Origin of the sequence: Psychrobacillus vulpis (assembly GCF_006861825.1) — a bacterium.
Classification (GTDB): domain Bacteria; phylum Bacillota; class Bacilli; order Bacillales_A; family Planococcaceae; genus Psychrobacillus; species Psychrobacillus vulpis.
This window is the reverse complement of the sequence record NZ_VDGI01000019.1, coordinates 48912-63628: the sequence shown is the minus strand read 5'-3', so window position 1 is coordinate 63628 and position 14717 is coordinate 48912. Positions and strand designations below refer to the sequence as shown.

Here is a 14717-nt window from a genome sequence, read left to right as displayed (position 1 = left end):
AACGTCCGCTCTCCATTTCTATTTTTAAATAAGTTTTCATCTATCATTGTGTTTTACATTTAATTTCAGTTATTATTTAATATTAACACCTTAGGGGTATCGATTATAAATTTTTTCCTAATTCAAAATAAAAATCCTTATAAGAAATGTGCAAGGCCCAGTGCATCTTCTCTTCATCGTTTCTAGCGTGCTTTGGACAGCATGTCGGCCATCTTATTACCGGATAATTTTTAAAAGGGACGGGAAGTGGTAAGCCACTTCCCGTCCCTCTTTTTCGGTAATCCTATGGCTGTCGTTTACCCGTCGCCAGCTTGAACGGTTGGAGTCAGGTGGCTTTTGCTTTAGGTTAATGAAAGAATAGATACTATCCACCTAGAGAGTGGCGCCCGAAGATACAATTTCGGACGCTCTTCGCTTCTCAATTTTAGAGATGCTGATTATTTTTTCAACTATTAATGCCATAAAACATATGAACAAAAACGAGGGAGGTGAAAAACTTGAAACATTAGTACTTTTATAGGAACTATTTACTGTATCCTTTTTTGATATAGGAGAATTTATCGCGGCGGTATGAGACACCTGCGGGAATAGCGTTAGTCGAAGACCCCACAGCGAAGCGAGGAGGCTGAGGCAACGCCGCGAAAAGCGAATGCCAAAGCGCTAAATTCTCGTAGCGGCTATTTGATAGATAATTTAATTTATTGGAATGACACTCTTTCAGCGCCCTTACAAGTCTTTACTAATCCTAGTAAAAGCACTATAAACAATGGGTTCATAGTACATCAATTTTATATACTTTCTTATCTTTTAAAAAAGACCGTTTGATGTTAGCACATCAAACGGACACATCTTACTTATTATTCTCATGTTTTTTATATAAACATTCCTGCAATTGCTGCACTTAATAAGGAAGCTAGCATCCCTGCAATAACTGCTCTAACTCCTAGGCGTGCAATATCAGGACGACGACTTGGTGCCATTGATCCTAAACCACCTAACAAAATCGCCAATGAACTTAAGTTTGCAAATCCACATAATGCAAAGCTAACGACAATGACTGTTTTAGGAGATAAATCTGGAATAACTGGTGCAAAAGAAGAATAAGCAACGAATTCATTTACGACTAGTTTTTGCCCTATAAAGGAACCAGCTGTTACTGCTTCTGACCATGGGACACCTATTGCAAATGCCAACGGAGAAAATACTACCCCTAAAATGCCTTCTAATGATAATCCATCGTAACCAAAGAAACTTCCGATTCCACCAAGAATACCATTAAGCAATGCGATAATTGCAATAAACGCTAATAGCATTGCTCCAACATTCAAAGCGAGCTTCAATCCATCACTTGCGCCACGTGCTGCTGCATCAATTACATTGGCAGATGCATCATCCTTTTCAAGTGCGAAGTTTTCTGTGTTCACCTCTTCTGTTTCTGGAATTATTATTTTTGCTAAAATTAATCCTGCTGGTGCAGCCATAAAGCTTGCTGCAAGCAAATATTCTAATGGAACACCTAATAATGCATAACCTACTAAAACAGAACCAGCAACAGAAGCGAGTCCCCCTGTCATCACGGCAAAAAGTTCAGATTTTGTCATTTTCTCTAGAAACGGTCGAATAACAAGCGGTGCCTCTGTTTGACCAACAAAAATATTTGCAGCAGCTGAAACAGACTCTGCCTTACTTGTCCCAAGAAGCTTCGAAAGTCCTCCACCAATAATCTTAATAAAAAATTGCATTATTCCTAAATAGTAAAGAACCGAAATTAATGCTGAAAAGAAAATGATTACTGTGAGCACTTGAAATGCAAAGACGAACCCAAACTTTTCAGTATCCGCTGCAGGTCCAAATAAGAAGGATATTCCCTCACTCGAATACGATATTAGATTTTGCACTCCATTAGAAAAAGCAACTAGTACTTCCCGTCCCGTTTCCCATTTTAAAACAATAAAAGCAAACAGAATCTGAATTGCTAATCCTGCTAAAATCGTACGCAATTTAATCGATTTTTTTGCACTTGATAATATAAAAGCTATACCTAATACGACGATTATACCGCCTATTCCCCATAGCACGTTCATTATAGACACCTTCTTAAATATGTATTATTTAGTGGATTGCAAAATTATTCAAAAAATTACCATTATAAGACATCTGACAACGGATGACCCTATCGCATATTACCAAAAAGCTAGAAGGATGTAAAATGTAAGGCTATTCACATTCTTCAACCATATTTTTTGGCGTCATTATTATTGAAAATTACCATTTTATCCATCTGTAAAAGCAAATTTCACTCCCCTTTATCTATTCCCTCACAAGGTACATATAACCATTTGAATTGAAATTTCGGTAGCAAACAAAAAACACGAAGAATTTCTTCTCCGTGTCAATAAACAATATAAATTTCATAAATATTCCTTAATACTATATTAATAATAAGTTATTACCTAAATCAATTTCATAAATCACATTTTTCAAAACCCTAGACTAAGCATATTTTAAAAAATGGCGTTTTTTAAAATCTGACTCTTTTAAACAATACTGTTGATTTCCATTGTACGCGTACGCTTTCCAAGGCAAGCAACAAGCCTACTCCTAAACTAAAGGGAACTGATTTGACTTTGCCGGAAGGGTTATCCAATAGTCCTATTAATAAGAAAATCGTTGAATCGGCTCCCTTTCCGCGGGCGTCGCCTCAGCCTCCTCGCTTCGCTGCGGGGTCTTCGACTAACGCTGTTCCCGCAGGAGTGTCTCCTTTTTCAACGATTTTCTAGATATAAAAAAGTAGAGTGTGGATTGTTCGTACCCTCTTAGTTTTTGAGACAACATTTTGCTGACTTTGCCGGAAGGGATTGTCTAATTGTCCTATTAATAAGAAAATCGTTGAATCGGCTCCCTTTCCGCGGGCGTCGCCTCAGCCTCCTCGCTTCGCTGTGGGGTCTTCGACTAACGTTATTCCCGCAGGAGTGTTGCCTTTTTCAACGATTTTCTAGATATAAAAAAATAGAGTGTGGATTGTTCATCCCCTACTACTTCTTTAGTTTTTGAGACAAATCCATGTTGCTCTGTTCATTAATAATTTAATCAACATATCTGTTACTTCTTTTTAGATTGCTCCAAAAACTCTTCTAGTATACGAGTATATATTTCAGGCTGTTCCTCATGCACTAGATGTGCAGCAAATGGAATAATGGCAATATGCACATTTTTATTTTCTTTAGGATATATCGATGCACCGATAGTTTCGTGCTGATTTCCTTCCCCAACGATGAAAAGAACTGGAAAATTACATTCATTTAGCGTTTTCATATCTTCAAAAGGATACCAATCTTCATCTCTTCCCAAATAAATGAACTGTCTCCAATCGGATACATGCAATTGATCAAAATAGCTTGTGAATTCCTCGTTCTCAAGCAGTTTCCCTTGAAATTCTACATCTTCCGAATGGAGTACGGACCAGTTTTCTGGTTTTACAGGTGTAATTCCAGAAATAGTTAACGTATTTATCCGCTCCGGATACAATTGAGCAAACTTCATCGCTACTATTGCTCCTAAGGAACAACCTACGAGATGGATTGTTTCTAGATGGTAATGATCTATTGTTTCCAATAAATCTAACGCCGAATCTTCAAAAAAATTTTGAATATCATTTGTTTTAGATTGTCCATGACCTCTTAAATCTGGAGCGATTACTTTGTAGGATTTGGTGAAATATTCTCTTTGAAAGGTATAGTCCGTCAATCCTGTTTGTAATCCAGTATGCAAAAATACAATTGGCTCCCCAACCCCTGTAATGCTTGTTTGAAGTAACAAATATTCCACCCCTTTAAATTCATTAATATACCCCACTTATTTTAACACATTATGGAAATAAGTATTTTAATATTTTTTGAGTATTAAAAAAGTTCTAATATCTATCGATAGATACTAGAACCTTCCTATTTAATATTGAAATTTTACTCGAACATCTGCACTAATAGTGATTTGTCCTTGTTCGATTGGCGTAGCTAGTGACTGATCAGCCATTGCAACAGATTTGTATAGTACAGGTGGCTCGTTACTTTCTTCTACAACTTCTATCGGCTGCGGGTGCAAAGATAATTTCATTGTTTCGGCTATTGTCTTTGCTTTCATTTGTGCATTTTGAAGCGCTAAGCGGAGAGCTTGTTGATAATAAGCATCTGCATCTTCCACTCTAAACTGAATGCCCGAAACATGATTTGCACCATTCTTTACTGCGGTGTCAATAACTGTACCCACTTGACTTACATCTCTTTCTTTTACAGTAATAGCATTTGTAACCTCATAACCTCGGAATACTTGTTTTCCTTCTATATAATCATAGGTCGGTAAAATATTGTACGCTGCAGTTTGAATATCTTCTCTTGGAATATTTAGAGCTAATATAGACTGAATAACACGATTCATGATGATTGCATTTTCTTGTTGAGCTTCACTTAAATCTTTTCCTACAGTTGTTACTTCTAATCGGATTTGAACATAATTCGGTTGAGCAGCTACTTTCCCATTCCCAGTTACGGTGATGACACGTAAAGGAGGGCATGTCAGTAGATGAGCGCTTGAATAATACATCGGATTCCGCCTTCCGTATTGTACATACTAATTATCCTATGCTCCCTGTCTTGAAAACTTGTCAATTACACCAATTGATATTGCTAGAAAACTATTTCACTGCTACTCTTTCACCACCAAATTTAAAAACAATAATACCACCGATAATAATTAGTACTCCTAATAATTTCTGCAGCGAAAAAGGGACCTGTTCAAGCCCTAACCAGCCTAGCGAATCCCATAATAGGGCAAAACAAAGTTGTGAAGTAAGTACAATGGAAATAGCATATGTAGGTCCAAGTAACTTGATGCCCTGGATCAAACAAGTAACGACGCCTACTCCGATAAATCCACTAAACCAATACCAAGTTTTCATGTTTTGAAAGACTAGTAAATCTCCACCTTCCACTATGAATCCTATTATTAAGGAAGCAATGAATCCCATACCTAATATCAGTGTTGTTGCAGCCCAAGAACCTGTATGTTCATTTACTTTAGTATTAAATATATTTTGCAAGCTTAAAAAAGAACCTGCAATAAGTGCCATTGATAGCCCTACAAGCATAATCTCTACTCCTCTATGTGAATATTTTAGTCCCAATCATTCATAAATATTATGATTTGCAAGGGTACTTAACCGTTTGGAGTCTTTTACGAGTATATACTCTTTCGTACGTTCAATAAGACCCTCTTCGCATAACTGATTAATAACTCGATTTAGATGTCTATAACTTGTTCCAATCAAACCAGCTGCATCTTTCAAATTATTAATGCTAAGCCTCCCTTTAAAATCAGCATTGGATTCATCAAAGGAAATAGATAGCAAATAGCTTGCAAGACGTACTTCCACTGGATACATTAAATTAAAAATAAAAGAATCATTCTTGATGCGAAATTTTCTTGTAATAATTTTAAGTAAAAATTGCAGGAGCGGGGGATAATCACTTCCATATTTGTTCAACCAATTATAGTGAACACCAATCATGTGAACAGGAGTGACAGCCTCAACTGTATTCATCATTTCAATATCTTGAATGAATTCAATATCACCTACAATTTCAAGTGGAGACTTAAAAGCAATAATCAACTTACTCCCTTCCGAAGAAGTAGTAAAAATTTTTATCTTGCCTTTCACAAGTATATATAGATGGCTTCGGGGATCACCTTGCTCACATATAATTTCTCCTTCATCAAACTTATATAACGATAAATGGGGTAGTAATGCCTCGTTAAATACAGATTCTATTTGATGAACATGCAAATAGTAATTGAGTTGCTCTCGATCCTCCGTTTTCTTCATGAATCTTTCCCTCCTAGAAGTTTGCACTAAAATTTAAAGTCCTAATATTACAACACCAGCTACCATCATTCCCATCCCGATAAACTGTGGTAGCTTCATCTGCTTTTTCACTACACCAAACCATCCATTTATATCAATCATAAAGGTGAAGCTAAGTTGCGCGATAAGAATTGCTGATATAGTAAGCGTAACTCCTATTTGATGGATAGCTGTAATATTACCAAAAATTATAACAGCAGCAAATGCCCCTCCAGTCAAATACAACGGTTTCACTTGTTTAAACTTTTGCCATTTTCCATCACGTACGATCAGTACTATAAGTAATGCCACCATAAAACCCGTAAATTGTGTTACCGTTGCCGTCTGCCATGTACCAATGTCTTGACTAATCTGTGCATTTGCTACTCCTTGCAACGTGATAAAAGCTCCACCTATTATTGCAAACAAAATTCCCTTCATACTTCACTCCTCCATTCCAAACGTTCTCTCTATTAAAAAATAGATGAACACATTTTGGAAAGGACATATGTCCCTACGTCATTAAAATGCAGGCACTAAAACAGTTTGAATTGTTTTAGTGCCTGCAGAAATTTTATTTACGATTTCTCTTACTTAATATTTTTTAAAAACTTATCATGTAATTTCGAAAAAAAGATTAACGCCAGGATAGAACCCACTAACGCTAAGGACATGTCCCATTGCGCATCCCATTTATCTCCTTGCATTCCTAAAAAGTCTTTAGACACTCTACCTCCTGTGGATACTTTAGTACTCAACCATTCGATAATTTCATACAACGCTGCGATTGCAAGCGTAATACTCGTAGTGATACTAAACAACCAAGCCCCTTTAGATAATGGCGTCATACGTATTAAAATTTCTCTTACTACAATCGCAGCCAAACCTTTTAGAAAATGGCCAAATCGGTCATAATTATTTCGCTGTAAATGAAACTCCTCTTTTATCCAATTAAAAAGAGGAACTTCTGAGTATGTATAATGTCCACCGATAAACGTTAATATAGATAAAATGGCAATAATTAAATATGAAAGTGTCGTAAGTCGAAATTTATGATAAGTTGCTATGAGTATGATTATTACAACAACTGCAGGAATAACTTCAGCTAGCCAAGACAAATATTCTGCCGGTTTAATGACTGACCATATAAATACTATAGTAACAACAATAAGGAGAGAAAAATTTACCTTGGAACGTTTACCTTTACCCACTTTGTTCATCCCTTCTTTATAACCCCAAATTCACATAAGTATATATATACAGTCTTTCCCGCAAATTCTTAAATAATACGAGATTACATAGTATGAATCTTCATCATCCATAACTAATACATAAATTACAAAAATGACATCTGGTAAGGGCGCAGCTATGGTCAATGATAACCTCCTGTTTTTACTTTCACCGGATTATGAAACAATTGTCATTAAATCAAAAAAGACTGCAGACAAGCTCGATTTTTCGAGTTTGACTACAGTCTATGATGAGATCTAGAACCCATATTTTCTTATATTCGTTAATCTAAAATTTTTACTTTCACCGTTTTACGACCCCATTGAAGGGCTTCTTCTTTAGAAGGGATAAAAATATCTATTTTATTTCCTTTAATTGATCCTCCAGTGTCCCCAGCAATTGCTTCGCCATACCCTTCAACCCAAACACGTGAGCCTAGTGGAATAACTGTTGGATCTACAGAAATGACTTTTTGATTTGGATTTGAACGCAAATCAATACCTGTCGATGTTACTCCAGAGCATCCCTCACATGAAGCAGTATAAGCTGTGGAAGTAACCGTCAACTCTTTCGCTTCAGAAGTTGCTGCTGGTGCTGCTGGTGCTGCCGGTGCTGGAGTTACTGGTGCTGGAGTTTTAGCAGTTGTTTGAGACACATTAGTAGCAGGAAGTGAAGCTGTACTTACCTTAGTAGGTGCCACTTTCGTACCTTCAAGTACTAATTTATCTCCCGGAAAAATTAAGTCACTAGTAAGCTGGTTACGCTTCATTAACTCATCTACCGATTGACCATGTTTTTTTGCAATATCAAAAAGTGTATCTCCTAAAACCACGACGTACGTCTCAGATGCTTCTTCTACTTTTAACTGTTGTGATGGGTATATAACTGTTGAATCAAGCCCGTTCCATTGTTGTAAATCTTCTACGCTCACGTTCATCTCTTGTGAGATAGCCCAAAGCGTATCTCCTTTTTCTACCGTATGAACAGTTGATGCCGACGCTTGTCCCGCTGCCCCTACTGATAGTGCTGCAATTGTGGTTAGTGCAATAATTTGTTTTTTCATAAGATGAATTTCCTCCTTTTCACTAACGACACTTAGTGTAACATCTGAAGATGTCAGTTCCATTGCAGAATAATGAATAAGAGTTATCAATTAAATGACAAAATTCATCGCGTTGATATAATTGTAATATTTTCTTTTATATTAGAAATTCTCTACATAATATTAATTCTTTAGTTTTTCTGAAATGAAATCTACCTTTTCACTTAAATTATCTTTATCATTTCCTCTTGAGTTAGACGTTATACTCCATCCAGATAAAACACTGAGAAAAATCAATAGGGACCCATGCACTATCGCTATGGTGAATACCTTCCTAAAGTTAATTTTTGTAGAGTCAAAGTTACTATCTTCAGGGGAGAAAGCCAAGGTCCATTTTGTTTTAGCTCATATTATGTAGCATGTACTTAAACTAACAATTGATCGACTCACTAATCTTTCAAACAACTATAGTCTGATTTTACATGTTTTTTAACAACACACATTATCAAACCGATCAAGTTACAAAAAGTATTATAAATCCCTAATAAAGCTGAGGTGAAAAATTTGAATGAAAATGTATTAGTAATTGCGGCACATCCTGACGATGAGCTCCTTGGAAGCGGTGGAACTTTAAAGAAATTAATTGATCATGGATATAAAGTGATTACCGTTATTTTTGCTAAGGGGCGTAAGGAAGAGGAGAACCAAATGAAAGAGGCCATGTTAAACGCAAATAAACACTTAGGAATAGAAGAGATTATTTTTTTGGAATACCCAAATCTATTATTAGAAACTTTTCCTTTACATGTTATCAATAAAGAGATTGAAGGATTAATGGAAAAATATGAACCTTCTATAGTTTTTACTCATCATTATGGAGACATTAACAAGGACCATCAAATTCTGTTTCAAGCCGTATTAACGGCAGCCCGCCCGTTACCCGGAAAAAAACCTTTTGAACTCCTTTGTTTCGAAACAGTTTCTTCTAGTGAATGGAGTCAACAGACAAATGATAAAACCTTTAAGCCTAATTATTATGTCGATATTACTGACACAATTGACATAAAACTAGAATCTCTTAAGTTCTATGACGTAGAGATGAGACCATTTCCTCATCCACGATCATATAAAGGAGTACAACATTTAGCCCAAGTACGCGGTATGACTATTGGAGTTGAGTATGCTGAAGCTTTTGAAATCATAAGGAGGGTATGGAAATGAAAGATAAGCAAATGAACGATTCTTCTTCACAAGTCCCATATCCTTATTTGGTCTCCGCAACAGACCAATACTATGGTGTGAATATTACTCCCACGGAAGATAATCAGACAATAATGAAGAAGAGAAAAAAGGAAAAGAAAAAAGATTCCCTTGATAGGAAAAAACGTAAAAATCTACGGATTTTAATTGCGACATATTGGGATTATCCAGCTATCGGGGGACTACAAAAGTATATAACTACTCTTAAAGATGGCATGGAGAAATTGGGACATTATGTTGATGTTATTGCTCCCAACCATTTTCCAAATAAGATTAAGGATCTAAACAAAAAAATAGTTACAGAAACTAAACAGTTTTATATCAATCGCTACGGTAGTTACAGTGACAAGATAGTAAAGGAAAACCGACGTCTCGCTAGTTACGAAATAATGTTAAGGAACATGAGTTTAGAGAAATACGATATCTTTCATGCACAAGATCGATTTACAGCCAATATATTAGGTAGACTTAACGAAGATTATCAAAAACCACTATTTTTTACTCCTCATGGGTTCATGACTCAACGTCGACTTAATTTTAATTTGATTGAACAAGGTTCTTTAGAAGAAGCTTACTTTTTATCATTGGATCAAAAAGCAGTTGAAAGTTCGGACCATGTAATTACCCTATGTGATACATTTCATCCCATGCTTGAAAAGTTAGGTGCGAAGGAAAGTAAAATAACAACAGTCTATACAGGGATCGACTTTAAATCAATGAACCCCAGGAGGGCGAGAAAAAAGTTAGAAGATAAAACGATTGTTACTTGTATTACTCGTCTTCGCCCACGCAAAGGCCATAAATACTTGTTTGAAGCTCTTTCTTTATTAAAGAGTACTTTAAAAAATGTTGATGTTTGGATTGTTGGCGATGGAGAAATGAGAGAAGAGCTTGAGAATCAGGTACAAGATTTACAATTAAACAATGTCTTCTTTCTAGGTGAAAGAAACGATATACCTAGATTGTTAAGCCAATCCGATATTTTTGTACTGCCAACTACGAGTGACACTTTACCAATTGCCATCATCGAGGCGATGTTTGCCCAAAAAGCGATTATTACAACGAATTGTGGTGGGATACCGGAAATCATTCAAGATAATCATTCAGGTTTAATTGCTGAGCCAGGGAATTCACTCCAACTAGCTGAAAAATTATCACTTCTACTATCTGACTCAGCATTAAGGGAAACTTTAGCACAAAATGCAAAAGCTTTTGCAGATAAGCATTTAACAAGTACGAATATGATCAAAAAAATAGAAGAAATTTATCAATCCTTTCATAGGCAAGGAGAAAATGAAAATGCGACATGATATTTCTGCTGTTGTGTTGGATTTAAGTGCTACAGGGATTGGTATCGTTCGAAGTTTGAGAAAAAAAGGAATTAAAGTGTATGCATTTGATATAAAAGGAAAATACGAAATCGGTAAAACCCGTCACGCAACTTGTGGAATTTGCCCTAACCCCATATCTGAGGAAGAGGATTTACTTCGATTTCTTACCACCTTAGGAAAGGATTTTGTCGAGAAAGCAGTTCTCTATTCGGGTTCTGATGACTTTGTTCAGTTTATTTCCAAACATAGAACCGAGTTATTTCTATACTATCGTTTTCTTTTACCAGAAAACTCGTTAGTCGAGGCTGTTTTAGATAAAAGATTAACATATGAATTGGCCGTAAAACATAATGTTCCATGTCCTAAAGTCTTCGCTATACACGATGATCAACAGCTTGAACAAATTACCAATGAAGTTACGTTCCCTTGTATATTAAAACCTGTCTATTCTTCAGATTTTCGTAAACGAATCGGCCACCGGTTGTACAAAAAAGCAATCATGGTAGAAGGGGCATCCCAATTACGAGAAAAGTATCTCTTTTATCGGCAATTCGGGGAACTAATGCTCCAAGAAATCATTCCCGGAGACGAGACTTGCATTTATTCGGTTAAAACATTTTTTGATGATCAAATGAATTTGATCGGAATCTATATGAACCAAAAAATACATCAATTCCCTCCGGATTTTGGCTCCTCTTCAATGGTTCTAAGCAAAAAAGATGAAGAAGTTATTCAAAATGCAATAGCTCTCATTACAAAGCTACAATTTAAAGGTTTGGCCATTACTGAATTTAAAAGAGACCAAAGGGATGGACAGTTAAAGTTTATTGAAATTAATTCGAGGATTGGGTTAACACAAAGATTATCAATTGCATGTGGTGTTGATTTAGCCTACTTGTACTATTTATCGCTAACTGGTCAAAGTCCATCGCCAGTAACGACTCAACAAGAAGGAATTAAATGGGTTTATTTTGTCCGTGATTATATTTCATTTCTTCATAAAAGAAGAAATGGTGAAATGACATTCTCTGAATGGATTAAGGGTTTATCAGGAAAAAAAGTAGAAGCTCTATTTGCTTGGGATGACCCCCTTCCATTTATTCGAAGTTTTATTTCGCATGTAAAAAATTTGTGGGTAAAGAAACAAAAAGTATAGAGGAAAGGAGGAAATTTACCCTTGAGTAGTAAAGATGAAATTGTAAAACAGTGGAATCACTTTAAATGGAAAGACAAGTTTAAAAAAGTTCTTGGTAAAAAAGTTGAACTTCTAGAGAACGAGATAGAATGTCTTAAAAGTTCACGCGAAAAGACGAGCATTTGGAAAATAATGATGACAGATGGAATAGAAACAATTCCGGTTGTGTTGAAAATATACAAAATGCCGTTAAAAGAAAATCATTTAGTAGAAATGAATATGTACCAAAAGGCCAACCAAGCTCTGCGTGAATTTATGCCTCAAGTATATTGGATTGAGTCAAATGTAAATAAAAAGGAAATTTGGTTGTTTATTGAATATGTGAAACCATTACGCGGACAAATTAAGCTAGTCCCTCAACACTTTGATTCCATTATTCCGACCGTGGCGAAATTCCATGCTTCAACATTCGAGAAACGAACATTGAAGCATGAAGATGTTTTTGGTTCTTGGCTTCCACATTATGATTCAAAGTCGATGGCTTCAGATAGAAGTAAACATCTTGAAAAAACAAAGGAATACCTTGATTTGGCTATGAAGGATACGAATTTAAGAGAGTTAGTAGAACCTAGCTATCATGCCATTCAAAGCATGTTAAAAAAGGGACCTATCTATTTCCCTGAATTAATGGAAAGCGGGCAAAGTCTCATACATGGAGATCTCCATGTTCATAATATTAGTTGTCATAATGCAAGCGAAGATGAAGACTGGAAAATTAAATTGGTAGACTGGGAGTCTGCAAAATACGCTCCTGGATGGTTTGACCTTGTCGTTCTAATAGAAATATTAATCGATTTCCGCAGTGATTGGCATCATGATGCGGAAGACATTCGAAAACATTGTGTAGCTCTATACAGTGAGGAAATGAAAAAACATGGGATTACATTCCAGACGGATCCTCTGCAGCTCTTTAAAATGGCGTATTTACAGAGAACATTAGAAAAAAGACTGTTAAATCACTTACGGAGAGTGTTAAGAGGAGAAAAAAGTGCACTACTAAAAAGGTACTTGGAAAAAACGATGATCTGGGGAAAAGAGCTAGGGTTATATTAATGAATGCGAAAAATATAGAATTTAAGTTTAATCAATTATTCAAATGGAGAATTCAAGAGGTGGTGATGAACAAATGAAAATACTAGTTACAGGGGGAGCCGGATTTATCGGTTCCCATGTTGTCGAGTTACTAATCCAATCTGGACATGAAACGATTATCGTTGATAATTTTAATTCAAGTAAAAAAGAGGATGTTCCCTCCAAAGTCCATCTCATCGAAATGGACATTAATGCGCCACAACTGGAAGGAATATTTGCACAGGAAAAGCCTGATATCGTTATCCATATGGCAGCGCAAGTGGATGTGGCCATATCGATTCAAAATCCTGAACACGATGCCGAACAAAATATCTTGGGTACGATTCGTTTAATAAACTACTGCAAAAAGTACAACGTTCAAAAAATAATATTTTCTTCCTCTTGTGCTGTTTACGGAGAAACCGCAGATTGCAGTATAACGGAGTCATTTCCTATCAAGCCTCTATCCTACTATGGCCTCTCTAAATATACTTCGGAAATGTACATTCAACTTTTCTCTAGCCTCAACCAAATACCTTTTACCATTTTAAGATATGCCAATGTGTATGGTCCAAAACAAACTTCTAAAGGCGAAGGAGGGGTTATTTCAACTTTCTTCAGAAAAATCCTAAATAATGAAGCTCCAATTATATATGGAGATGGAGAACAGACTAGGGATTTTGTGTATGTAAAAGATGTAGCTATGGCGAATGTACTAGCGATAAGCAAAGGAACGAATGAAATCTTCAACATAGGAAGTAATACAAAGACAAGTGTAAACGAGCTGCTCAAAATAATGAAGTCACTTGCATCAGTTGATATTACACCTATTTCCAAGCCGGAACGTGATGGAGATATTCAACATAGCCAATTAGATAACACGAAGGCAGCAACAATCTTAGGGTGGAACCCATCGTATGATTTATTGAACGGCTTAAATGATACTTTTAATTATTATAAATCGAAAAAAATATAAAAGGAGTGTTTCCGTAATGGAAGAATTTTGGGCGAAAATAGCCAATAATAAAGGGACAATTACGCTTAAAGATTTAAATGAGTATAAACTGATTGGGAAAGGAGCTGATGGATCAGTCTTTCAATTAACACCTGATCGTTGTGTGAAAATTTTCGAAAAAGAACAAACAAAAGCATTAGAACTGAAAGCGCTACAAGTGGGACAATCATCTCGAGTGATTCCACGGCTGTATGAGGATGGACCAAACTATATCATCATGGAGTATGTGAAAGGAATATCTCTTCCACAATTTTTAAAAAAGGAGAAGCAACTACCTGAGTCAATAGTAGAAAAGATTCTAGCTATGCTAGTTGAATTGAAAAAAGTAGGATTTGACAGAATTGATACAGAGGTTCGTCATATTTTATTTGACGAAGAGATGGAAATTAGAGTGATTGATCTTAAAAGAGCATTTGGATCCGTTAGAGAGAATCCCACAAAATTTTTAGAGGGAATTAAAAAGAAAGGGTATTTAGAAGAATTCATGAAACATGTGAACACACTTAATCCAACACTTTATAAGGAATGGAAAAGCATTATTCGTTGACTTCAGAAAGAAAAATATTTAATCTCATCGAATTCTCCCCACTCACAAAAGATGAACTTCCCTGTAAATTTCTATAGGAAGAGCAGTTCGTCTCCCTCTATGTAATCCTCAATGATTGGTACCAGGTTCA

At 35.9% G+C, this 14717-nt stretch carries 15 protein-coding genes; 6 read left to right on the top strand and 9 right to left on the bottom strand.

The window, feature by feature from the left end; translation table 11 throughout:
- Nucleotides 1–872: 872 nt before the first annotated feature.
- The 9 genes from FG384_RS15705 to FG384_RS15670 form a co-directional block, all read right to left on the bottom strand.
- Nucleotides 873–2084: a NupC/NupG family nucleoside CNT transporter gene (locus tag FG384_RS15705; RefSeq protein ID WP_142643629.1), complete on the bottom strand. Its 1212-nt coding sequence runs from the start codon at nt 2082–2084 to the stop codon at nt 873–875.
- A gap of 1018 nt (nt 2085–3102) precedes the next feature.
- Nucleotides 3103–3819 carry an alpha/beta fold hydrolase gene (locus tag FG384_RS15700; RefSeq protein ID WP_142643627.1) on the bottom strand — a complete coding sequence of 239 codons (717 nt, stop codon included), beginning with the start codon at nt 3817–3819 and terminating at the stop codon, nt 3103–3105.
- A gap of 129 nt (nt 3820–3948) precedes the next feature.
- The gene (locus FG384_RS15695) at nt 3949–4599 is read right to left on the bottom strand and encodes an SIMPL domain-containing protein (RefSeq protein ID WP_142643625.1); all 651 of its coding nucleotides are present in this window, start codon (nt 4597–4599) and stop codon (nt 3949–3951) included.
- Between the two features lie 91 nt (nt 4600–4690).
- Nucleotides 4691–5143 carry a DMT family transporter gene (locus FG384_RS15690; RefSeq protein ID WP_142643623.1) on the bottom strand — a complete coding sequence of 151 codons (453 nt, stop codon included), beginning with the start codon at nt 5141–5143 and terminating at the stop codon, nt 4691–4693.
- A 36-nt stretch (nt 5144–5179) separates the two neighbouring features.
- Nucleotides 5180–5878 carry a Crp/Fnr family transcriptional regulator gene (locus tag FG384_RS15685; RefSeq protein WP_142643621.1) on the bottom strand — a complete coding sequence of 233 codons (699 nt, stop codon included), beginning with the start codon at nt 5876–5878 and terminating at the stop codon, nt 5180–5182.
- Nucleotides 5879–5911: 33 nt separating this feature from the next.
- Nucleotides 5912–6337, bottom strand: a complete 426-nt coding sequence (locus FG384_RS15680) for a DMT family transporter (protein ID WP_142643619.1) — start codon at nt 6335–6337, stop codon at nt 5912–5914.
- 149 nt (nt 6338–6486) lie between these two features.
- Nucleotides 6487–7116 carry a DUF2238 domain-containing protein gene (locus tag FG384_RS15675; RefSeq protein ID WP_142643618.1) on the bottom strand — a complete coding sequence of 210 codons (630 nt, stop codon included), beginning with the start codon at nt 7114–7116 and terminating at the stop codon, nt 6487–6489.
- Nucleotides 7117–7137: 21 nt separating this feature from the next.
- The gene (locus tag FG384_RS20340) at nt 7138–7272 is read right to left on the bottom strand and encodes a hypothetical protein (RefSeq protein ID WP_276612770.1); all 135 of its coding nucleotides are present in this window, start codon (nt 7270–7272) and stop codon (nt 7138–7140) included.
- 137 nt (nt 7273–7409) lie between these two features.
- On the bottom strand, nt 7410–8189 hold the full coding sequence (locus FG384_RS15670; RefSeq protein WP_142643616.1) for a LysM peptidoglycan-binding domain-containing protein: 780 nt from the start codon (nt 8187–8189) through the stop codon (nt 7410–7412).
- Nucleotides 8190–8732: 543 nt separating this feature from the next.
- Here FG384_RS15670 and FG384_RS15665 point away from each other — a divergent pair.
- From FG384_RS15665 to FG384_RS15640, 6 genes are all read left to right on the top strand, one after another.
- Nucleotides 8733–9389: a PIG-L deacetylase family protein gene (locus tag FG384_RS15665; RefSeq protein ID WP_142643614.1), complete on the top strand. Its 657-nt coding sequence runs from the start codon at nt 8733–8735 to the stop codon at nt 9387–9389.
- Nucleotides 9386–10738, top strand: a complete 1353-nt coding sequence (locus FG384_RS15660; protein ID WP_240793448.1) for a glycosyltransferase family 4 protein — start codon at nt 9386–9388, stop codon at nt 10736–10738. The genes FG384_RS15665 and FG384_RS15660 overlap by 4 nt, the downstream gene beginning before the upstream one ends.
- Entirely contained in the window at nt 10728–11915 is a 1188-nt protein-coding gene (locus FG384_RS15655; protein ID WP_142643612.1) for a carboxylate--amine ligase, read from the top strand. Before FG384_RS15660 ends, FG384_RS15655 begins: the two co-directional genes overlap by 11 nt.
- Before the next feature lie 21 nt (nt 11916–11936).
- The gene (locus FG384_RS15650) at nt 11937–13007 is read left to right on the top strand and encodes a phosphotransferase (RefSeq protein ID WP_142643610.1); all 1071 of its coding nucleotides are present in this window, start codon (nt 11937–11939) and stop codon (nt 13005–13007) included.
- Nucleotides 13008–13080: 73 nt separating this feature from the next.
- Nucleotides 13081–14001 carry an NAD-dependent epimerase/dehydratase family protein gene (locus tag FG384_RS15645; protein WP_142643608.1) on the top strand — a complete coding sequence of 307 codons (921 nt, stop codon included), beginning with the start codon at nt 13081–13083 and terminating at the stop codon, nt 13999–14001.
- A 16-nt stretch (nt 14002–14017) separates the two neighbouring features.
- Nucleotides 14018–14587, top strand: a complete 570-nt coding sequence (locus tag FG384_RS15640; protein ID WP_142643606.1) for a kinase — start codon at nt 14018–14020, stop codon at nt 14585–14587.
- Nucleotides 14588–14717 lie beyond the last annotated feature (130 nt).

Coding starts and splice junctions, on each gene's coding strand:
- FG384_RS15670 (WP_142643616.1), bottom strand. CDS start 8,189: ATGAAAAAACAAATTATTGCACTAACCACAATTGCAGCACTATCAGTA.
- FG384_RS15655 (WP_142643612.1), top strand. CDS start 10,728: ATGCGACATGATATTTCTGCTGTTGTGTTGGATTTAAGTGCTACAGGG.
- FG384_RS15640 (WP_142643606.1), top strand. CDS start 14,018: ATGGAAGAATTTTGGGCGAAAATAGCCAATAATAAAGGGACAATTACG.
- FG384_RS15675 (WP_142643618.1), bottom strand. CDS start 7,116: ATGAACAAAGTGGGTAAAGGTAAACGTTCCAAGGTAAATTTTTCTCTC.
- FG384_RS15660 (WP_240793448.1), top strand. CDS start 9,386: ATGAAAGATAAGCAAATGAACGATTCTTCTTCACAAGTCCCATATCCT.
- FG384_RS15680 (WP_142643619.1), bottom strand. CDS start 6,337: ATGAAGGGAATTTTGTTTGCAATAATAGGTGGAGCTTTTATCACGTTG.
- FG384_RS15705 (WP_142643629.1), bottom strand. CDS start 2,084: ATGAACGTGCTATGGGGAATAGGCGGTATAATCGTCGTATTAGGTATA.
- FG384_RS15695 (WP_142643625.1), bottom strand. CDS start 4,599: ATGTATTATTCAAGCGCTCATCTACTGACATGCCCTCCTTTACGTGTC.
- FG384_RS15645 (WP_142643608.1), top strand. CDS start 13,081: ATGAAAATACTAGTTACAGGGGGAGCCGGATTTATCGGTTCCCATGTT.
- FG384_RS15685 (WP_142643621.1), bottom strand. CDS start 5,878: ATGAAGAAAACGGAGGATCGAGAGCAACTCAATTACTATTTGCATGTT.
- FG384_RS15690 (WP_142643623.1), bottom strand. CDS start 5,143: ATGCTTGTAGGGCTATCAATGGCACTTATTGCAGGTTCTTTTTTAAGC.